Here is a 21,528-nt window from a genome sequence, read left to right as displayed (position 1 = left end):
GGAATTTAAAAAAGATGACTCCTGTTGGATACAGAAATCATCTTCTTGATGTTGCCTAACTTTTTTCAAAATGTCCTTTACAAAGGGTACAGATTAATATCTTCTTTCCTTTTTACTATAGTTGTTCAAATTCATTATTACTTATCCTGATTAGCTATGTACTATGGGTGAATCCCGATTTCTAATAGTTCAGTAAATGCATGCGTATGGATAGGTTTACTATAATAGTAACCTTGAATAAACCGACATTTATTTTTTTGAAGGAAATTTACGTGTTCTTTTGTTTCTACCCCTTCAGCAATGACAGACATTTCTAATGTATGTGCTAATGTAATAATCGTTTTAATAATTTCCATTCCATCTTCACACGTTTCAGACATTGTAATAAATTCTCTTGGGATTTTTAAAGTATCGATTGGATATAAAGGTAAGTAGGCTAGCGAAGAATAGCCTGTACCAAAGTCGTCGATTGAAATGTGAATCCCTAAACTTTTTAGTGTGCGCAATTTTATCAATGTTTCTCGCTCATCCATCATTGCAATTCGCTCTGTTAACTCAAGATCGAGAGAACTTGCTGGTAAACCTGTATTTGCTAATGTAGAAGAAATAGACTTTACAAAATCTTCTTGTTCAAATTCTTTAGCAGATAAATTTACGCCTATTTTTAAATGAGAATATCCGAGTGTATGCCAACGTTTCATTTGCTCACAGGCTTGCTGCAATGTCCACTTTCCTATTGGAATAATTTGTAGTGTTTCTTCAGCAATCGGAATAAATTCATATGGAGAAATAACACCTAATTCGGGATGGTTCCACCTGATTAAAGCTTCAGCACCGATAATTTTGTTAGATTGGCTATCAACTTGAGGTTGATATAAAAGGAGCAATTCTTTATTTTGTATTGCGTTTGGTAAATCTTTTTCTAATCGTAATCGTCTTTCAATCTTTCTAGCGATTACATCGTCATAAATAGAGACAGAGTTAAGCTCTTTTGCCTTCGCATCATACATTGCAACATTAGCGTTTTTCAGAAGTGTAGCGGTATCGATTCCGGAATGTGGATAAATTGCGATGCCGATACTTAGTGATAAAGTTAATGTATGCTCATGTATGACAAACGGCTTTTCCATGCATTCAAATAACTGGTTACATAATTGGAATAAGGAATCTTCGTCAGTATAGTTTTCAATTAAAATTGTAAATTCATCGCCACCGATTCTTGACAGATGAGTATGTGATGGAAGACAGGATTGGAATCGCTTTGCTACTTCTTCTAATATGTAATCTCCTGACGAATGTCCCAGTGTATCGTTAATTGCTTTAAAACGATCTAAATCTAAATATAATAATGCGAACTCACTGTCTGTTGTTCTAGCATTTTTTATAACTCTTTTTAATTTCTTATGGAAAAAGGCACGGTTCCCAATTTTCGTTACAGTATCATGGAATGCTAAATATTTTATTTCTTCTTGCTGTTTTTTTAGTGCAGTAATATCTTTCACCATTATATAGCTTCCTGAAATTTGCCCGTCTATCATAATAGGGACGATGGTAACGTATAAAAAATAAGTAAAGCCATCTTTATATTGAGAACTAAGTTGTAAGGATGCCGATTCTTGTTGTTTCACTTTTTCTAATGCTGATGCTAGTTTATGTTTATCTTCATCTAAAATAATCGAAAAACAAGTTTCACCAAGTAACTCGTCCGTTGGTGCTCCAAGTAGTATACTTCCAGCTTTATTTACATTTAAGAATACCCCATTTAAATCAATTGTAAAAATAGGATCAGGGTGATATTCATATAATGATTTAAATTTTTGTTGCTTTTGAGACAGAGCCTCTGATTTATGAACTAAATCTGAAGTCCGTAAAGTAACTTTTTCTTCTAATTGGGCATTAAATGCCTGTAAGCGTTTGGTTAGGGAATTGTTTTGCATACGTACAATAGAATGACGAATGAGTACGAAAATAAAAGTAATACAATTTCCCGTAATGAGAGTTGAAGATGATGTTTGTTCTTTTAACGTAAACCCGATTAGTATTGCAACGGCAAGATAGGGAAATACAACTAAAACCTTTTTTCCTATTATAGGGTTAACAATGAAATAATTTTTATGGCTATTATGATCTTCTGAAATAGATCCAGCTATTGCAATAAGTAATATAGGTATTCTATATAAAAGACGTAATAATGTTATCGTTTCTGTTGATAAATGGTTATTTAAGTAAAAATAAATATAGTTAAAAGTTGCAGAACTTATTAATACAAAAATAAAGATGTAAATTTTCCGCTTGGAATTAAAAATTGTTGGACGGAAAATGAGACTAACACCTAGTAGAAGAAATAATAAATCTGCAATTGGATATAGAAATGAAAGGAAAACATCTCCTAGTGAAAGAGAGAATATATTTAAATTTGGTTGATTAAATAAATACCACTCCAATGTGAATATGGAAGTAAGTACTATGCATATATCACAAATAAAGAACGCTTTTTCCCATTTATCGCATTCTTTTAAGATTTTATAGCAGAAAGCGATAAGACAGAAGAGTAGAAAAAACATGTAAAATACATCAGAAATAGTAAAACGATGTATTGGAATTTCGAAGAAGCTATCTTGATATGTATATACTATTTTTCCTAATAAAAAACTCCCAATTGCTATTGTGATACATATCCAAAACGGATTTGAACTAACTTTTTTAGAATATATAGAGTAAATGAGTGATACAAATGTAATGGCTTCAACAATAAGAGAAGCGAAGCGTACGTCTGAATTTGAAAAATGAGTAGGGAGCAGATAAAAAAACATAAAATAGATTGAATAGCATATCAATGTCCCAATTAATATACATAGTTGTAAATTTTTATTTAATTTCAATAAAATCACCTTCTTTAATTATGCACTATATTCGTAATATCTATACATAATAATATTATTTAAGAATTGTATCAGATTTCCTTATAAAAATCATGTTTATAAGGAAAGTGTTAAAAAGTGTAATACTTCTTAAAATTAAAAAAGTGTTGTTTTTAATAATATGTACTTCATCAAGATTTTAAATGGGAATTGTATATTTAGTCATCCTTTGAATTCTATAGGTTTTTTAATAGTTCGCAAGTGAATATGCATAATTGCATAAAGATAATACATTCAATTTTATATAAAATGTTTTTGTTATAAAGTATGAACTAAACTTTTGTATGTATTTATTCTCATACTAATGAGGGATTTCAAAAAGAGGTTACGTATATACAATAATACGTAAGCATGTATGAAATTTTTAGTATGGGAGGAAAAGCATGAAGAATTGGGTGAAATTTCGAATAGCACGTCCAACTGATCAGTTTGAAAAGGTTATAGAATTTTATGAAAAAGGATTAGGATTAAAACGTATAGGTGAATTCTACGATCATGAAGGCTATGATGGGGTCATGTTTGGACTCCCAGATGAAGAATATCATTTAGAATTTACAAGACATATAGATGGGAGTCCATGCCCAGCTCCGACAAAAGATAATTTACTCGTATTTTATATGCGGGAAGATAGTGAAATGAAAAAGGTGAGTAAAAGGCTGCATGCATTGGGATATGATGAGGTCGAACCTGAAAACCCATACTGGAAAGACAAGGGGATAACGATAGAGGATCCAGATGGCTGGAGAATTGTGTTGATGAAATTAGAAGAATAATGTGTGATGATGCTTGAAGTGCAAGTAGGAGGAAATACGTAAAAGAGCTTTCTTTTGAGGGGATACACTCATGGAGGGCTTTTTGTTTAAAATCTGAAAAGTGAAATTTGAATTTATGTTCTGAAGAGTTATAAAATAAGAATGTATATTCCTATTGGTTTGAGAGGGGTGTCTGTAAAGATGAAGAGAAAACTAGGGGGCTTTTTTTATGATATGCCGGATTAAGGATGCAGAAATATATTATGAAATCATTGGTGAAGGAAAACTAGTCATTATTATACATGGCTGTGCTCCTGATCATAGGTTAATGCAGAGATGCATGGAATCAGTATTCGAAAAATATAAAGGTTACCAAAGAATATATATTGATTTACCTGGCATGGGGAAATCGAATGCTCCAGATTGGATAAATAGTTCAGATCATATGTTAGAACTGTTAATTGCATGTATTGAAGAAATTATTCCAACGAAAAACTTTTTATTAGTAGGGGAGTCCTATGGCGGATATTTAGCCAGAGGCATACTCACAAAGCTGTTTGAAAGAGTGACCGGATTACTATTGGTATGTCCTGTTGTTGTAGCGGAGCAAGAAAAAAGGGATCGTCCGAATAAACAGGTAACTGTACAAGATAAGGAGTTTTTAAATACACTAACTTCCACTGATAGAGAAGAGTTTTGCGAGTTAGCAGTAGTCGCGAATGAATATACATATACGAGATTTAAAGAGGAGATTAAGCCGGGACTAGATATTGCTAATTATGAATTTATTGAAAGGTTGCAACAGAATTACTCTCTTACTATGAATTTTCATCATATGAAATATGAGAAACCCGTTCTTTTACTAGCCGGAAGACAAGATATATCGGTAGGTTATCAAGACATTATAAGAATTATTGATGATTATCCAAGAGCGACATTAGCGGTGTTAGATATGGCAGGGCATAATTTACAAATTGAACAACCTGAAGTATTCGAGAGTTTAGTAGGCGAGTGGATTAGACGAACAAATCAACAAAGTTTGTAAAAGACAAATGAATATTTTCAAGGAGGAAGTATGAGTACATATGTTTATATGGTTAGACATGGGGAATCACCAAAATTAGAAGGAAATGAAAGAACGCGTGGGTTAACTGAGAAGGGAAGTTTAGATGCTCATAGAGTAACTGACATATTAAAAACAGAGGGAATCGATACTTTCATTTCGAGTCCGTATAAGAGGGCTATGTTAACGATAGAAAAAGCAGCTGATTTCTATGAAAAAGAAATAGTAGTATATGAAAATCTCAAAGAGTGTATGTTTTCAAATGAGGATCAGATTATATCAGATAAAGAGGTATATCCACTTGTAAAGAAGATGTTCGCAAATCACGATTTTACACTAACGGAAGGAGAGTCATATAAGGATTGTCAGAGACGGGTAGTGAAAGTGTTAAAGGAAATATTGATGGATTTTCAAGAGCAAAAAATTGTAATTGGTACGCATGGGCTTGTAATGACTTTAATGATGAATTACTTTGATAAGCAATACGGGTTTGAATTTCTTATACATACATCGAAGCCCGACATATATAAGTTGGAATTTAAGGATGAGCAATTAATGAACGTAGAAAGATTATGGATAGGAGATAGAAAGAATCTTTATCAACTATTTTTAGAATCTTAAATCAATAAGTAATTATTCAGTTTCTGAATAATATAATTGGAAGTTGGTTTAAGTAAACAATTTTTAATGTGACAAAACTCCAAACGCTGGATTTATATTCAATTGGAGAAAAAGATGTAGAATTTTGTCTTACGGTCCCCGTTTACTTTTCATTTCATTACATATAGGCTTTGTGGTGTAAAGGAGAAAATCACCTTTACACAAAATTTATAAGGAGGGCATTGTGATGAAAAAGATTAAAAAGTTTGCGGGAGTTGCTTTAGCGGGGACGATTGGATTAAGTGGACTACTGTTTTTAGAACCAAGTGTAAGCGCTGCAGAAATACAGCCGGTGAAAGAAGAAAACTTCAATGCAATTGATGTAACGATGAATCAAAGTGAATTTTATGTATTGAGTGGTAGAAGTATTGATGTTCTTTCTGGGGATAAAGAAGCAATTCAGCTAAATAAATACACAATTCGTTTTAGTAAACCGGGGAAGTATGTTGTTAGAGTAAACGGTTGTATTTATGATGATGTATATACTTTTATTGTGAATAAATAGTATATATTCTTAAACCGTGAGATGAAAAAAGAAACACCCTATTTGCGGTGAGAATCGTAAATAGGGTGAATTTATTTGGATTAAGCTGTACTTTAAATATGTTCACTAATGTTCTTTTTGCTATGTAAAGTATGTAAAAGTGTTTGAAACATCTTAAATGATTGTTGAAAGATTGGACTTTGAATAAAGGTGTACAGAAAAGTTACGATGAAAACAGGACCTCCTAGCATAAATCCAATAACTAGTACAACACATTCTACTATAATTCTAGCACGGCTAATAGACAGCCCTGTTTTGTCGGAAATAGTAAGCATGAATCCATCGCGAGGTCCAGCACCAATTCCAGCCGCAACGTACATCCCTCCCCCGATACCTGTAATTGCGATACCAGCAAATAAAATGAGTAAGTTTATCCATAAAAAATCACTAGCGTTTGGAAGGATATTTGATTGTAAGAAAAAGTCCATAATGGGACCGATAAGTAGTGCATTTAAAAATGTACCCACATTTATATATTTTCGATCTACTAGTAAAGAAATGAGAACGAGACATAATCCACATATGACACTCCACGTACCAATCGTCAATCCAAACCTTTGGTAGAGAGCCATGTTTAAAACTTCCCAAGGATGTAAACCGAGAAATTTAACTTTGACTGCAAGAGCATTTCCAAGGCCGAAAAAAATTAATCCTAAGAAAAAAAGAAAATAGCGAAAGAGAGTTAGCCTCATCTTTAAACCTCCCATATTGTATAATTATGTATATTACATGTAAGAGTTTTAATGTACAAATATTACGACTTTTTAGCTGCTATTTATAATTTCTAAAATACAAATGAAATATATATTCACAGTCAAAAAAGTTAAAATATTTTGTCTCAAGGATTATAATAGAGAAAGAAATATAAAAGGGAGTGAATGAATTTGAAACAAGAACTTATTGAAAGATTTACGAGATATGTAAAGATTGACACACAATCAAATGAAGAAAGTCATACAGTACCAACAACACCAGGACAAATTGAGTTTGGTAAGTTATTATTGGACGAGTTAAAAGAGATTGGGTTAACAGAAGTAACGATGGATGATAATGGGTATGTAATGGCAACACTTCCTGCTAATACGGATAAGGATGTTCCAGTAATCGGCTTTTTAGCACATTTAGATACGGCAACAGACTTTACTGGGAAAAACGTAAAACCACAAATTCATGAAAATTTTGATGGCAATGCGATTACGTTAAATGAAGAGCTAAATGTTGTGTTAACGCCAGAACAGTTCCCAGAGTTACCATCATATAAAGGACATACGATTATTACAACAGATGGTACGACACTTCTAGGAGCAGATGATAAAGCAGGTCTGACTGAAATTATGGTTGCAATGAACTATTTAATACATAATCCGCAAATTAAACATGGGAAAATAAGAGTAGCATTTACGCCGGATGAAGAAATCGGTCGTGGGCCAGCGCATTTTGATGTAGAAGCGTTTGGTGCATCATGTGCTTATACGATGGATGGAGGGCCATTAGGTGGTTTAGAGTATGAAAGCTTTAATGCTGCAGGTGCTAAGTTAACGTTTAACGGAACGAATACACATCCTGGAACAGCGAAAAATAAAATGCGTAACGCAACTAAACTTGCTATGGAGTTTAATGGGCATTTACCAGTAGAAGAGGCACCAGAATATACAGAAGGCTATGAAGGATTCTATCATTTACTTTCATTAAATGGTGATGTTGAACAAAGTAAAGCGTATTATATTATTCGAGATTTTGATCGTGAAAATTTTGAGACGCGTAAACATAACGTTGAAAATATTGTGAAGCAAATGCAAGAGAAGTATGGACAAGATGCAGTCGTTTTAGAAATGAATGATCAATACTATAACATGCTTGAAAAAATTGAACCAGTGAGAGAAATTGTTGATATTGCATATGAAGCGATGAAAAGCTTAAATATCGAACCAAACATTCATCCGATTCGTGGTGGAACAGATGGATCACAATTATCGTATATGGGATTACCAACGCCGAATATTTTCACAGGTGGTGAAAACTATCACGGTAAATTTGAATATGTTTCGGTAGATACGATGGAAAAAGCTGTTCAAGTTATTGTGGAAATCGCAAGACGATTCGAAGAACAAGCTTAAAAAAGAACCAAGTAGTGCGGATACGCTACTTGGTTTTTTAGTATAATATCCGCCACAAATAAAAAGTTGCGTAAGACTCCCAGTTGGTCCAATTTACCGCAAAATCTTTTATTTCACGTTTAGTCGGTTTACTTTCAGAACCTGTTATATATTTAATTGCATTATGCAAACCAACATCGTCAATCGGAAAAGCGGAAGGAAATCGTAAACAGCGCATTAAAACATAGTTGGCAGTCCACGGCCCTATACCATGTATAGCAGTTAATTGCTTTTCAGCTTGTTTCACGTCTTGTATTTGCAGTAAAGCTTCTTTTGATAGTTTTCCTTCTGTAATAAGCTTTGCAATACCGATTATATATTCACATTTTCTAGTCGTCATTTTTAAGTTTTTGAGATCCTCTACGTGTAAATTGGCAATTGTTTCAGGAGAAGGGAATATCCAATGTTTTCTATCATTCCACTCTACATAACTTCCAAAGTGTTCGACTAATCTTCTTTTTAGTGTATAAGCATATGTGAGGTTAATTTGCTGACCGATAATTCCCCAGGAAAGTGCTTCAAATAAGTCTGGAATACCTAAAGTGCGAAGGCCATAATATTGTTCAATTGGTCTTTGAAGGAGTACATCATGTTTAGCTAATGTATAAAAGGGAGCTAAATCAGTAGTTAAATCAAACCACTCTTTCACATAGTGAGCTACAGCTTCGCATATCGATTCTTCAGATGTATATAATTCTTCTAAAAAACGTATTTGGATATGTCCATCCATATTCATACTAATTTCCACCAAAGGATTTACATCCTGAACAGGGATCACTTTATAAATTTTGTTATCTTCAATGTGGAACATACATTCATTGTTAGAGCGCGATAGATAGCGTAAATTTTCTTGGAAACTAAATTCTGTTGGAACTACTAAAGTTAATGCGCTAGTATGTTCTGCTGTCATATACATTTTACCTGCGACTTTTCTAATGTAAGCAATTCTTTTTTCATTGCTAATCCACCTCTAAATCCGGTTAATTTACCATTCTTTCCAATAACACGATGGCAAGGAATCGTAATGAGAAGAGGGTTGGCAGCAATAGCGGTAGCAACAGCACGTACAGCCGTAGGCTTTTGCATTCTTTCAGCAATTTCTGAATAAGAATATGTTTTCCCATAAGGAATTTCACGTACCGTATTCCAAACAGATAATTGAAAATCAGTTCCGTAAGCATCGATAGGGAATGTAAAAGTTTCTCGTTTACTTTCTAAATACTCGGTAACTTCTTTCGCATATGATTGCAGATAATTTGGATTACAGGCCAATATATATTGTGGCAATTTTTTTCTAGCCCATATATTTAGTTCTTCAAAATTTTCATCTTGTGATCCAATGAAGCATAGCCCATTTTCTGTTGCAGCAATATGAAATTGCCAATTTTTATGTGTAAGTAGCGTCCAATAAATAAATTTATTTTTGTTGGAATTCATTATTATATCCTTCTTTCATTTCGTTCTTTTTTCGATATTCAGTAGGAGTAAATCCAGTTTTCTTTTTAAATAAAGTTGCGAAATACTCGGGGTTTTCTATCCCGACAGCAGTACTAATTTCTTTAATGGATTGATTTGTTTGTAATAGCTGTTCTGCTGCTTTAACAATCCTGAATTGTAGTATATATTCTATTGGACTTATTCCTGTTGTTTTTTTGAAAGTACGTTGTAAATGAAATGGGCTACCATGACACATTTCTGCAAGTATGTCGAGAGTTAATAATTCATCGAAGTGTTTTTCAATATAATTTTTAATTTGTTCTATCCACTCTTCATTAGGTAAAGTGAGCCCATTTGGCTTACAACGTTTGCACGGGCGAAAGTTTTCACTTAATGCTTGCTCTGCATGATGAAAAATTCGTACATTGTTTCTATTCGGTATTCTTGATTTGCATGAAGGCCGGCAAAAGATTCCGGTTGATTTCACAGCATAAAAGAATTTGCTATCATAGGAAGAATCATTATGAATAATTGCTTGCCAATGCTCATTTGTTAACGCAACTCCTTCATTGTGCAAAGAACATCACCTCTGAAATTAGTATAACCTGAATAAAGTGCGTATGTATGTATTCACAAATGTAAGAGCAAGATTACAAAGATGAAGATATGATTGTTTTTCTATTTTGTGATAGCATGAAATTTGAAAGTGAACATCAAGAGGAGGACTATAGGTGAAGTTAATTTCGTGGAATGTAAATGGTTTGCGAGCAGTTATCGCAAAAGGTGGATTTTTAGAATATCTTGAGGAATCAAATGCTGATATATTTTGTTTACAAGAGATTAAACTACAAGATGGGCAAATTGATTTAAATCCAGAGGGATATTATACATACTGGAATTATGCTGTGAAAAAAGGCTATTCAGGAACGGCTATTTTCACGAAAAAAGAACCGCTTTCTGTTACATACGGTTTAGGCATCGAAGAGCATGATCAAGAAGGCCGAGTTATTACTGTAGAATTCGAAGATTTTTATATGATAACGTTATATACACCAAATTCAAAACGTGGATTAGAACGATTAGATTACAGAATGAAATGGGAAGATGATTTCCGGGCGTATATTAAAGGGTTAGATGAGAAGAAACCAGTTGTTTTTTGCGGTGATTTAAACGTTGCTCATAAAGAAATCGATTTAAAAAATCCAAAAAGTAATCGTAAAAATCCTGGATTCTCTGATGAGGAACGAGAGAAATTGACACGTATTTTAGAAGAAGGATTTATTGATACGTATCGTTATCTGTATCCTGACCAGGAAGGCGCATACTCATGGTGGTCGTATCGTATGGGAGCGAGAGCAAAAAATATTGGATGGCGTTTAGATTATTTTGTTGTTTCCGAAAGAGTGAAAGACAAAATAACAGAGGCGAAAATTAATAGTGAAGTAATGGGATCAGACCACTGCCCAGTTGAATTACACATAAATTTCTAAAAAAAGAAGTATCTCCCTGATATTAGGTGGATACTTCTTTTTTTATTCAGTTTGTTAAAATTTTTCAAATCTTTCTTGAAATAATTGCATATTAAATATATACTTAGTAACGATAATCATTATCATTGAAAAGGATTATCAATGAATGAGGTGTAAAAGAATTATAGTTTAGGGGAAGTGAACGAGAATGAGTTCTGGATAGAATTATTAATCTAATGAAATATATATGTAAGACAAGTTTCATATAGTTAAATTTTATTGAGAATATAGTTTGAAAATTCGAGAGGAGATATATAAAGATGAACAAGAAGTTATTTACATTAGGGATGGTTACAGTATTAAGTGTAGGATTAGCAGCATGTAATAGTGCTGATAAAACTTCTGGGGAGCAAAAGCAACAGACAAAAGCTACGGAAACGAAAAAAGACGAAAAAAGAAAAATTACATATTTAGGTAAAGAATATACAGTGCCGGCAAAAGTCGATAAAATTGCGACAGCTAGTTTAGAGTCAATGGAAGATGCAGCGGTACTTGGTATTAAGCCGGTCGGTGCTATTACTGTTGGTGGTAAATTACCGAAGTATCTTGAAAAAGATTTAGAAGGTGCAAAATCTGTTGGTGAGAAAATGGAACCAAATTTTGAAACATTACTACAATTAAAACCAGATGTTATTACATCAAGTACGAAATTCCCAGCAGAAACAGCTGAAAAGTTCACGAAAGTAGCTCCGACATTCCCAGTATCGCACGTTTCAACAAATTGGGAAGATAATTTAAAGTTAATGGGAGAATTAACTGGTAAAAAAGATAAAGCAGAAAAGATTATTAAAGATTACAATACGGATGCTGAAAAAGCAAAAGCAAAATTAGGAGATAAGTTAAAAGACAAAAAAGTACTTGTCATTAGACTAAGAGCAAACGACTTATTCCTATACCCAGAAGGAGTATACTTTAATCCTGTAATTTATAAAGATCTTGGACTAACTGCTCCAGAACAACTTAAAACGGTAAAAGCACAAGAAAAGATTTCTTTAGAAAAATTAGCTGAAGTTAATCCTGATTATATCTTCTTACAATACGAGGCTAGTGAAAATAATAAACCGAAAGTGTTAGAAGACATTGAAAAGAATCCAATTTGGCAAAGTATGAATGCGGCGAAAGAAAAGAAAGTATTTGTAAACGTTGTAGACCCAATGGCACAAGGTGGTACAGCTTGGAGTAAAACAGCATTCTTAAAAGAAGCAGTGAAAAATTTATCTAAATAATACAATAAGTAAGGTGCGTTGAATGATATGCAGAAAACGAATGCGGTACCAGTAACCATTTTATGTATAGCACCCATATTGATTTTATTTACGGTTATACTTTCTATTTTATATGGTGCGAAAAACATTGATGCTCAAACAGTGTGGAATGCATTATTTCATTTTGATTCAAGCAATGTAAATCATAATATTATTATTACTTCACGTTTACCAAGGGTAGTTGCAGCTCTTTTAGTCGGAGCATTTCTAGCCATATCAGGAGCACTTATGCAGGGGATGACAAGAAACTATCTTGCATCCCCTTCTATTATGGGTGTGACGGATGGTGCAGCTTTTGTTATTACACTTTGTATGATTTTTCTTCCGGGAATGTCATCAATCGGTATGGTTTTATGTTCAATGATTGGTTCTGCATTAGGAGCAGGTATCGTGTTTGGTTTCGGTTCGCTCCTTCAAAATGGCTTATCGCCTGTTAGATTAGCGATTATCGGAACAGTTATTGGAACATTTTTAAGTAGTGTATCCGCTGCGATGGCTTCGTATTTCCAAATTTCTCAAAATGTTAGTTTTTGGTTTAATGCAAAGTTAGATCAAGTGGACCCTAATGTAATTATAATCACGATACCTTTTGGGATAATTGGGATAGCTTTAGCATTAGTAATATCAAAATCTATTACAATTCTTTCTTTAGGAGAAGAGGTATCTATTAATCTAGGACAACGTACAAAACTAGTTAAAGGGATGGCGATTTTATCCGTTATTCTTTTAACAGGAACAGCAGTTGCATTAGTCGGGAAAGTAGGTTTTGTAGGTTTAATTATTCCGCACATTACTCGCTTTATAATTGGGGTAGATTATAAGTGGATTTTGCCATGTGCAGGTGTTATTGGCGGAGTGTTCTTAGCATTGTGTGACGTTTTGAGTAGATTTGTAAACTATCCATTTGAAACACCAATTGGCGTCGTTACTTCCTTAATTGGAATTCCGTTCTTCCTTTATTTAATCCGTACAAGAGGGGGAGAGAGACATGCCTAAAAGTTCAAGTCAACGTTTCGGAATGACAATGGGGATTATTATATTTTTAATTTTTGGTGCTATTTATATTAGTTTAACGAACGGTACGTTTGATATTACGATTACGGATGTATTTAAAACACTTTTTAGAATTGATCCAGTACCAGAACATGATCTAGTTATCTTTGATTTTCGTCTTCCACGCATCGTAATTGCTGGGTTAGTAGGATTAGGACTTGGCGTTGCAGGTGCTGTTATTCAAGGGATTACGAGAAATGGATTGGCAGACCCAGGTATTTTAGGAGTGAATGCTGGAGCCGGAACAGCCATCGTTATTTTTATGTTTTTCTTTCAAGGGCAATTAAAGAGCACAGACTGGATGTCTATTATGATGATGCCAATGTTTGGTTTAGTCGGCGGATTAGGGGCAGCTATCATCATTTATCTGTTTTCATGGAAAAACGGTAAGCTAGATTCGCAACGTCTTTTATTAACAGGGATTGCAATTGGATCAGGATTTGGAGCATTTTCTATGTACTTATCACTTAAAATGAAGTCAACTGATTTCGAGATGGCTGCAGTTTGGGTGTCTGGAAGCATATATAGCGCAAACTGGAAGTATATTGTTGCTATGTTGCCGTGGCTTATCATATTAATTCCGCTTATACAAAAGAAAGCTTATTTATTAGATTTATTTCAATTGGAAGAAACGAGTATTACAAGTTTAGGTGTTTCAGTTGAAAGAGAGAAATCTATTTTACTACTAAGTAGTATCGGACTTGTGAGCGCATGTGTTGCTGTTTCAGGAAGTATTGGCTTCATTGGACTAATGGCACCGCATATAGCGAAAAGGCTAGTTGGTATTCAGCATAAATATATCATTCCTACGTGCGGAGTAATCGGAATGTTCCTTGTAATTGCTTCAGACTTTATTGCAAAAACAGTGTTCACACCTGTAGAGTTACCAGTTGGAATCGTTATTTCTATTGTCGGTGTACCGTATTTCTTATATTTACTTTATAAGGCGAAAGCGTAAGAGGAGGAATAAAAGTGAGTATTTTAAGTGCAAAAAATTTAGAAACGAGTTATGAAAAGCTTACAGTGTTTCGCGATTTAAATGTGGAAATACAAGAAGGAAAAGTAACGACAATTATAGGGCCAAACGGGTGCGGTAAATCGACATTGTTAAAAACAATGGGAAGAATTTTAAAGCAAAAGAGCGGTAAAGTATATTTGCAAGGACAGGATTTAAATACAATTCCAACGAAGGAAATTGCGAAGCAGTTAGCTTTACTTCCGCAAACTCCAATTGCGCCAGGAGAGCTTAAAGTAGAAGAGTTAATTTCTTATGGACGCTATCCACATCGAAATAACGTAAATAAGTTAACTTCAAAAGATAAAGAAATGATTGATTGGGCATTAGAAATAACGAAAACTTCTGAATTTCGAACGAGACAAATTGCAAATTTATCAGGTGGTCAAAGGCAAAAGGTATGGCTAGCGATGGCTTTAGCACAAGAGACAGAAGTGTTACTACTAGATGAACCAACGACATATCTTGATATGTCTCATCAATTAGATGTATTACAAATTGTGGAGAAATTAAATAAAGAACATAATTGTACGGTCGTAATGGTACTACATGATATTAACCATGCAGCAAGGTTTTCAGATGAAATTATTGCAATGAAGGAAGGGGAAATCGTTACAACTGGTAGCCCAGAAGAAATTATTACAAATGAAGTGTTAAAAGAAGTATTTCATATTGATGCGCGTGTCATGATTGATCCGTATAACGGGTCTCCTGTTTGTTTTGGATACGATAGCGTTGTATCTCAAGAAGAGAAAGTAGAAATATATGTAACGAGTTAAGGAGGGGGGAAATAAGATGAATACTACTATTGAAAAACAGCAGATTATAACATTTAATACAGAGCAGTGGAAAATGTATTCAAAACTAGAAGGTAAGGAATATCAAATTCTTATTTCAAAGCCGAAGCAGCCAGCACCAGAGTCAGGATATCCTGTTATATACGTATTAGATGGCAATGCCTTTTTTCAAACATTTCATGAAGCAGTTAAAATACAATCAGTTAGAGCAGAAAAAACAGGTGTTTCACCAGCCATTATAGTAGGTATTGGTTATCGTATTGAAGGGGCATTTTCAGGTGAAGAAAGATGCTATGATTTTACGCCTAGCGTAATTTCAAAAGATGCGCCTTTAAAACCAGATGGCAAACCGTGGCCTAAAACAGGAGGAGCGCATAACTTCTTTACTTTTATAGAAGAAGAACTGAAGCCTCAAATCGAAAATGATTTTGAGATTGATAAAGGAAAACAAACATTATTTGGGCATTCGCTAGGTGGTTTATTTGCTTTACATATACTATTTACAAACATAAATGCCTTTCAAAATTATTTTATTAGTAGTCCATCTATTTGGTGGAATAACCAATCTGTGCTTGAAAAAGAAGAGAATCTTATAAGTGAATTAAATAGTGCCAAGTTTGAAACGGGGGTGTTCCTTACAGTTGGATCACTAGAACGAGAGCATATGGTTGTAGGAGCAAACGAATTGTCAGAGCGCTTTCTCCAAGTAAAACACGATCAGTTTAGATTTACGTTTTATGAAGCTGAAGGGGAGAATCATGCATCAGTTGTGCCGACTTCTTTAAGTAAAGGGTTAAGGTTTATTAGTCATGTATAGAAGAGGGAAAAAGGTAAGCAATTGCTTACCTTTTTTCATTATTGTTTAAAGGCAACGTATCCATCAATTAAAAAGCTACTGAAAAAGCGAGTGATGTGAGTAAAGCCACATTCCTCCATAATAGTTAGTAGATTTGTTTCGGAAATAGGAAATATTTCTGTTTCAAAAGAATTTTCAAATCGGTCCCAATCTTTTAATGGAATTTGATTTTGCATCATATGGTTGCGCCAAGCATTTAATTGTGCAGAAAACATACTTGTATGGGGTATACCATTTATTGAAGAGAGAAAGAGTGGAGCACTTGGCTTTAAGCGACTACTAATTTCATTAAGTAACTCTTTTTTCTCCTTCATAGTTGGGATGAAATGAAGAACAAGCATACAAGTAGCAGCATCAAATAATGGATTGGTTAATAATGAATGAACAGTTCCATCTACAAAGTGAATTTGATTTTGCAAGTCTTCGTTTTCAATTCTTTTTTTAGCTAACTGTAGCATGTTTTTAGATGGATCAACACCTGTAAAAGATAAGTTGCTATTTTGTTTACCTATTGAGAGAATTTCTTGTCCACCACCAGCACCTATAACTAGTAAATTTGGATTCATGTTTTCTTTAGGGAGTGTCGTAAATAAAAAATGGTTCACCATTTCATAAAGGGTAAAATATCCAGGGATTTTTAACGGAATTGTTCGTTCATATGTATGTACAGTACGATCATTCCAGCTCATTTTTTAGCCTCCTCTTTTACAATAAGTTTCACTTTATTATGAAATGAAATGGTTAGAGGAAACAATCCCATAAATCTGGGGGGAAATCAAGATGCTTTATGAACAGGCAACGAAAGAAATAACAGTGTTGATGAAAAGTGAGAGATCGATTAGACAATTTCAAAAAGAGTTTTTAAATATTTTAAAAAAGGTAATTCCTTTTGATGCTTTCTGTTTTACTGCTATAGACCCGCGCACATTTTTATCAACCGGGGCATATACAGATCGAAGAATTGAACAACTGCATTCGCAGTTATTTATGAATGAATTTTTAGAGGATGATTACAACAAATTTAAAGACTTAGCACGAAATCCTCCTCATGTTGGTGCGATGTGTATTATCACAAATGATAACCCAATAAAAAGTACTAGGTATCGAAACATTTTAAAACCAGCTGGTTTTATAGATGAAGTAAGAGTGGTTTGTATGAGTAAAGGAAAATGTTTTGGACATTTAAGTTTGTTTCGAGATAAGACAAAAATACCTTTTCAGCATGATGAATGTAAGTATTTATCGAAGGTCGGTTTATTGGCAGGAGATACTTTAAGAACATCCTTTATAATCAGGTCAGAAGAACAAGTGAAAGTAGTAGGAAGGGGCATGATTGTATTAAATGAAAATCTTAGACTAAATTATTGGGATGAAACAGGATACATATGGTTATCAAACTTTAGAAAATATGAACAATTGAATGAAGATGACATTCCGAGGCCGATACGGGCAGTTTGTTCGCAAGTAAAAGCGAATGAAACTAATAAAGAAGCAACAGTCTGTATAAGTTTAACGTGTGGGGAATTTTTGGTTATTCGTGCGAGCAGGCTAGAAGGTTATAGTAGTTGTCATACAGGATATAGGGTTTTGTTCGAAAGTGCACGGCCAGAAGAAGTTTTTCCACTTCTTGCAGATTCTTATTGTTTGTCTCAAAGAGAGAAAGAAGTGATAGTAGGAATTGTTAGAGGGATGTCAACGAAAGAACTGGCAAAAGAATTGTGTATTTCTACGTATACAGTTCAGGATCATTTCAAGTCAATTTTTGAAAAGGTCGGAGTATGCAGTAGAAACGAACTTATATGGGAGCTCTTTACAAAGTTTTGTTTTTCTCAGGACGAATACTAAAAGAAAACACGGTTTGATTTATTCGGTATTAACAATCGGAAAGCTCATAAGATTGATAGCTACGGGTTAATAATCAGTGGGATTTTTAGTATAAACGAGAAACATTCAAATAAACGTTTGAATGTTTCTCGTTTATACTGTATACTACATACATAATCAAATATGTATTTGAATAAGAGGTGTTACATATGAAGGAAGAGCATTGCGAACTTTGTTATCATGATGAGAAGAAAGTAAAACATGCAAGTGACATGCTTGAGAAAGAAAATATAAGTAGTGTAGCGAAAATGTTTAAGGCGCTTGCAGATGAAACACGTTTGAAAATTGCTTATGCGTTGTATACGGAAAAAGAGCTTTGCGTGCGTGATGTCGCAAGTATTATTCATAGTAGTATTGCAACAGCTTCACATCACTTAAGACTATTACAAACGATAGGATTGGCGAAAAAGCGTAAAGAGGGGAAACTTGTTTTTTATTCATTAGATGACTCCCACGTAAATGGATTAATTGAATTAGTGTTTAGTCACAGTAGTGAAATGAAGCATAAAGATCTTGATATGTAATTATGCATTTTCATAAAGATACTTCTTTATGAAAATGCAACTTTAAAAAGAGAGGAGATAGTAAGTATGGTAAAGCTAGTTTTAATACGACACGGACAAAGTGAATGGAATGTTGAAAATAGGTTTACAGGTTGGACGGATGTTGATTTATCTAGTAAAGGTTTGGAAGAAGCAAGAGAAGCCGGAGTAATGCTGAAAGCTAATGGTTTCTCATTTGATATCGCATATACATCTGTTTTGCGAAGAGCGATGCGTACTTTATGGATTACTCTCGAAGAAATGGATTTGATGTGGATACCTGTTCATAAAACATGGAAATTAAATGAGCGACATTACGGTGCGCTTCAAGGATTAAATAAGGAAGAAACAGCGAGAAAATATGGGGATGAACAAGTAACCTTATGGAGACGTTCAACAAATGTACGTCCACCAGCACTTACAAAAGATGACGAAAGATATGAAGCAGCACATCCGAAATATAGAGATGTAAAAGAGTATGAGTTTCCTCTTACAGAAGATCTAGAAGATACAGAAAAACGAGTTGTTTCATATTGGAATGAAGAGATAGCTCCTAATATAAAAGCTGGTAAACAAGTAATTATAGCAGCCCATGGCAATACAATACGTGCTTTAGTAAAACATTTAGATCAAATTTCAGATGAAGATATAGAAAATCTAAACATTCCAACAGGAACACCATTGGTTTATGAATTGGATAAAGATTTAAAACCGACAGGCCATTATTATTTAAATAGGGAAATTTGTATACAATAAACACTTTTATATACCCTACCTATGTATTGTATGTTTGTAACGGAGGTGAGTTAAATTGCTACATTATACGGTTGTAAATAAAAAAAATTGTGAGGCATGTGGACTATGTACTTCTATAGCACCTGATATATATCAATTAGACGGAAGAGGAAAATCATTTGGTGTATTAGATAACAACCAAGGAATAATGGGTATTCCCAAAACTTTCTTGCAGGCAATGTTGGCGGCAAGTGACGGCTGTCCAACAAGTTCGATTCAGATAAGAAAAGAGTCATTTGTAAATAAAGTGAAAATTTAATAGTGGAATTATGAAAGACAAAACAAAATTAAAAGGAGGCATTTATATGGGACATCATCACGGTCACCAACATCATGGGCATGCTCACGGGCATTCCCATGGACATCATCATTTTGAGGAGAGTAGGAAAGGAAATAGAAAAGGATTAATTACAGCTTTAGTCATTACAGCAACTATTATGTTCCTTGAATTTTTCGGGGGACTAGTTACAAATAGTTTAGCTTTATTATCAGATTCAGGACATATGTTAAGTGATACAAGTTCATTGTTATTAAGTTTAATTGCTATTGGATTAGCAGCTAGAACAGTTACTTCTACAAAAACGTATGGATATTATCGTTTTGAAATTTTAGCGGCACTAATTAATGGTATTACGTTATTTGTTGTAGCAGGGCTTATCGTATGGGAAGCAATTGATCGTTTTTTTGAACCGCCAACTGTAGCAAGTGGTCCAATGATGTTAATCGCATCAATTGGTTTACTAGCAAATTTAATTAGTGCATGGGCACTTATGAGACAAGGTGACGTGAAAAATAATGTGAATTTACGCAGCGCGTATTTACATGTTCTTGGGGATGCTTTAGGATCAGTGGGCGCATTAGTAGCTGGTGTACTTATGTCATTATTTTCATGGTATATAGCAGATCCAATTATTTCAGTAGTTGTAGCTTTATTAATTTTAAAGAGTGCATGGGGCGTAACAAAACATTCTATTCATATACTTATGGAGGGGACACCGGTTGCAATTGAACTAGAGAAAGTGAAGCAAGCGATTAAAGGAGTAGAAGGTGTACGTGATTTACATGATCTTCATATTTGGACAATTACATCTGGATTAGATGCATTAAGCGTCCATGTAATGATTGATAAAAAGCAAGATGATCAAGAAGTACTTCAAAATATTATCAATATGTTAAAGCAAGAGTTCCATATTGAACATGCTACCATTCAAATTGAAACACTTAATATTAAACATAATGAAATGATTGTCTAGTAACATGCAAACAAAAGGCTATGGAGAAATTCTCCATAGCCTTTTGTTTGTTCAAGTAGAATTGTCCTTTTTGAACGTTTTGTTTCAACTTTTCGTCTAAAGAGACAAAAAGTTGTCACAATTCGGTCACAATTAGCATAAACATAAAATAGACGAAATGAACTTATTTCCAAAAAGCTTGATTCATTCCATTCATGATTAGTAGAGCTGAAAAAGCATGGATTAAAAGTTCACTATATTCTCAAGGAGGTAGATCGTATGAAAACTATTCTTGCTATCGCTGGGCTTATTTGGGTTTTATCACATGGCATTCCAATTTATGAAGGAGAACAAATTCGCAGTGCTCTAAATAAAAATTTTAATGAATATCATATCATTGATCGGCAAGATAATGTTGTGACAGTTCGTGTAAATGACTGTTTTCATACGGTAACCGTTGAAGGAACTTCAGTAGTGAATGATACAAAAGTATGTGATCAGCAGTAATTATATATAGGAAGAAAGAAGTCTCAATTTACACGTGTGAATTGAGACTTTTATATTTGTGATTGAAGTTTTTTTCATAAACAATTATTGACATAACGATTTTATGTTGATAAAATTCAATTCATAAAATATAGATAATTTAATAGATTTCGAATCAGATGAAAATTAAATCTGATTTCTCTTATCCAGAGAGGTGGAGGGACTGTGCCCTATGAAACCCAGCAACCATCAATTTTTACATTGAAATGGTGCTAATTCCTGCAAAGCAAATGCTTTGAGAGATGAGAGAAAGGGATAGTATCGATATATGCATACAAACCTTTCTGCTCATTCTAAGGGCAGAAAGGTTTTTTGTTGTTCTACTGTGAGTGAAGACTATTCTGAGGGGAAATAGAGCGATTTATACAGTCCGTGTGCAGGAGGAATAACGATGTGAAAATCAATGAACCAATTTGTGCATGCCCTAGTGTTGTTCTAATAAAATGGATTATTGATTTGTTACAGCGTGAATTAATAAATA

General features: G+C 33.8%; 23 protein-coding genes and 1 riboswitch. Of the genes, 17 read left to right on the top strand and 6 right to left on the bottom strand.

Translation table 11 applies throughout. The features are described from left to right. Positions 1–161 precede the first annotated feature (161 nt). Positions 162–2,882, bottom strand: coding sequence for a sensor domain-containing phosphodiesterase (locus FOT98_RS19210; protein WP_063260669.1), 2,721 nt, complete (start codon positions 2,880–2,882; stop codon positions 162–164). Between the two features lie 422 nt (positions 2,883–3,304). On the opposite strand from FOT98_RS19210, the gene FOT98_RS19205 reads away from it, so the two are divergent. The 4 genes from FOT98_RS19205 (at position 3,305) to FOT98_RS19190 (ending at position 5,901) form a co-directional block, all read left to right on the top strand. Further along, a complete protein-coding gene (locus tag FOT98_RS19205) occupies positions 3,305–3,694 on the top strand; it encodes a VOC family protein (RefSeq protein WP_063260668.1) in 390 nt (129 codons plus the stop codon). 208 nt (positions 3,695–3,902) lie between these two features. Continuing rightward, positions 3,903–4,718, top strand: a complete 816-nt coding sequence (locus FOT98_RS19200) for an alpha/beta fold hydrolase (protein ID WP_063260667.1) — start codon at positions 3,903–3,905, stop codon at positions 4,716–4,718. Positions 4,719–4,748: 30 nt separating this feature from the next. Then, complete coding sequence (locus FOT98_RS19195; protein ID WP_063260666.1) at positions 4,749–5,357, top strand: histidine phosphatase family protein; 609 nt, start codon at positions 4,749–4,751, stop codon at positions 5,355–5,357. A 226-nt stretch (positions 5,358–5,583) separates the two neighbouring features. Beyond that, positions 5,584–5,901: a hypothetical protein gene (locus FOT98_RS19190; RefSeq protein WP_063260665.1), complete on the top strand. Its 318-nt coding sequence runs from the start codon at positions 5,584–5,586 to the stop codon at positions 5,899–5,901. A gap of 92 nt (positions 5,902–5,993) precedes the next feature. Here FOT98_RS19190 and FOT98_RS19185 read toward each other — a convergent pair whose 3' ends face one another. Next, positions 5,994–6,632, bottom strand: a complete 639-nt coding sequence (locus tag FOT98_RS19185; protein ID WP_061678148.1) for a YczE/YyaS/YitT family protein — start codon at positions 6,630–6,632, stop codon at positions 5,994–5,996. A gap of 192 nt (positions 6,633–6,824) precedes the next feature. On the opposite strand from FOT98_RS19185, the gene pepT reads away from it, so the two are divergent. Continuing rightward, positions 6,825–8,057 (top strand): peptidase T, encoded by a 1,233-nt coding sequence (pepT, locus tag FOT98_RS19180; protein WP_063260664.1) that lies wholly within the window; start codon positions 6,825–6,827, stop codon positions 8,055–8,057. Between the two features lie 37 nt (positions 8,058–8,094). Here the strand turns inward: pepT and FOT98_RS19175 are convergent, their stop codons facing one another. From FOT98_RS19175 to FOT98_RS19165, 3 genes are read right to left on the bottom strand one after another with little or no spacing between them, the layout of a single operon-like run. Next, a complete protein-coding gene (locus FOT98_RS19175; RefSeq protein WP_063260663.1) occupies positions 8,095–9,006 on the bottom strand; it encodes a DNA-3-methyladenine glycosylase family protein in 912 nt (303 codons plus the stop codon). Continuing rightward, complete coding sequence (locus FOT98_RS19170; protein WP_063260662.1) at positions 9,003–9,533, bottom strand: methylated-DNA--[protein]-cysteine S-methyltransferase; 531 nt, start codon at positions 9,531–9,533, stop codon at positions 9,003–9,005. The genes FOT98_RS19175 and FOT98_RS19170 overlap by 4 nt, the downstream gene beginning before the upstream one ends. Next, complete coding sequence (locus tag FOT98_RS19165; protein WP_063260661.1) at positions 9,514–10,110, bottom strand: bifunctional transcriptional activator/DNA repair enzyme AdaA; 597 nt, start codon at positions 10,108–10,110, stop codon at positions 9,514–9,516. The genes FOT98_RS19170 and FOT98_RS19165 overlap by 20 nt, the downstream gene beginning before the upstream one ends. 154 nt (positions 10,111–10,264) lie before the next feature. On the opposite strand from FOT98_RS19165, the gene FOT98_RS19160 reads away from it, so the two are divergent. The 6 genes from FOT98_RS19160 (at position 10,265) to FOT98_RS19135 (ending at position 16,009) form a co-directional block, all read left to right on the top strand. After that, positions 10,265–11,023: an exodeoxyribonuclease III gene (locus FOT98_RS19160; RefSeq protein WP_063260660.1), complete on the top strand. Its 759-nt coding sequence runs from the start codon at positions 10,265–10,267 to the stop codon at positions 11,021–11,023. Between the two features lie 299 nt (positions 11,024–11,322). After that, positions 11,323–12,288 (top strand): iron-hydroxamate ABC transporter substrate-binding protein, encoded by a 966-nt coding sequence (locus FOT98_RS19155; protein WP_061678142.1) that lies wholly within the window; start codon positions 11,323–11,325, stop codon positions 12,286–12,288. Positions 12,289–12,315: 27 nt separating this feature from the next. Then, positions 12,316–13,323 (top strand): FecCD family ABC transporter permease, encoded by a 1,008-nt coding sequence (locus FOT98_RS19150; protein WP_063260659.1) that lies wholly within the window; start codon positions 12,316–12,318, stop codon positions 13,321–13,323. Then, positions 13,316–14,338, top strand: a complete 1,023-nt coding sequence (locus tag FOT98_RS19145; protein ID WP_061678140.1) for a FecCD family ABC transporter permease — start codon at positions 13,316–13,318, stop codon at positions 14,336–14,338. The genes FOT98_RS19150 and FOT98_RS19145 overlap by 8 nt, the downstream gene beginning before the upstream one ends. 14 nt (positions 14,339–14,352) lie before the next feature. After that, positions 14,353–15,174 carry an ABC transporter ATP-binding protein gene (locus tag FOT98_RS19140; protein ID WP_002014663.1) on the top strand — a complete coding sequence of 274 codons (822 nt, stop codon included), beginning with the start codon at positions 14,353–14,355 and terminating at the stop codon, positions 15,172–15,174. Positions 15,175–15,190: 16 nt separating this feature from the next. Continuing rightward, positions 15,191–16,009 (top strand): alpha/beta hydrolase, encoded by an 819-nt coding sequence (locus tag FOT98_RS19135; protein WP_063260658.1) that lies wholly within the window; start codon positions 15,191–15,193, stop codon positions 16,007–16,009. Positions 16,010–16,047: 38 nt separating this feature from the next. Here the strand turns inward: FOT98_RS19135 and FOT98_RS19130 are convergent, their stop codons facing one another. Further along, positions 16,048–16,737, bottom strand: a complete 690-nt coding sequence (locus FOT98_RS19130; protein ID WP_063260657.1) for a class I SAM-dependent methyltransferase — start codon at positions 16,735–16,737, stop codon at positions 16,048–16,050. Between the two features lie 91 nt (positions 16,738–16,828). Here FOT98_RS19130 and FOT98_RS19125 point away from each other — a divergent pair, with 91 nt between their 5' ends. The 6 genes from FOT98_RS19125 (at position 16,829) to FOT98_RS19100 (ending at position 21,008) form a co-directional block, all read left to right on the top strand. Beyond that, positions 16,829–17,893 carry a helix-turn-helix transcriptional regulator gene (locus FOT98_RS19125; RefSeq protein WP_063260656.1) on the top strand — a complete coding sequence of 355 codons (1,065 nt, stop codon included), beginning with the start codon at positions 16,829–16,831 and terminating at the stop codon, positions 17,891–17,893. Between the two features lie 188 nt (positions 17,894–18,081). Next, on the top strand, positions 18,082–18,456 hold the full coding sequence (locus FOT98_RS19120; RefSeq protein ID WP_063260655.1) for an ArsR/SmtB family transcription factor: 375 nt from the start codon (positions 18,082–18,084) through the stop codon (positions 18,454–18,456). Between the two features lie 66 nt (positions 18,457–18,522). Next, positions 18,523–19,230 (top strand): 2,3-diphosphoglycerate-dependent phosphoglycerate mutase, encoded by a 708-nt coding sequence (gene gpmA / locus FOT98_RS19115; protein ID WP_063260654.1) that lies wholly within the window; start codon positions 18,523–18,525, stop codon positions 19,228–19,230. 55 nt (positions 19,231–19,285) lie between these two features. Further along, positions 19,286–19,528 (top strand): ferredoxin, encoded by a 243-nt coding sequence (locus FOT98_RS19110; protein ID WP_063260653.1) that lies wholly within the window; start codon positions 19,286–19,288, stop codon positions 19,526–19,528. Positions 19,529–19,574: 46 nt separating this feature from the next. Further along, complete coding sequence (locus tag FOT98_RS19105) at positions 19,575–20,522, top strand: cation diffusion facilitator family transporter (RefSeq protein WP_063260652.1); 948 nt, start codon at positions 19,575–19,577, stop codon at positions 20,520–20,522. Positions 20,523–20,780: 258 nt separating this feature from the next. Next, positions 20,781–21,008, top strand: a complete 228-nt coding sequence (locus tag FOT98_RS19100) for a hypothetical protein (RefSeq protein ID WP_000849103.1) — start codon at positions 20,781–20,783, stop codon at positions 21,006–21,008. 178 nt (positions 21,009–21,186) lie between these two features. Beyond that, positions 21,187–21,296: riboswitch (SAM riboswitch) on the top strand. Positions 21,297–21,528: the final 232 nt, after the last annotated feature.

Source organism: Bacillus sp. HY001, from assembly GCF_007558965.1.
Classification (GTDB): Bacteria; Bacillota; Bacilli; order Bacillales; family Bacillaceae_G; genus Bacillus_A; species Bacillus_A mobilis.
Note: the sequence above shows the minus strand (reverse complement) of the source record. Positions and strands in the feature narration are given on the sequence as shown.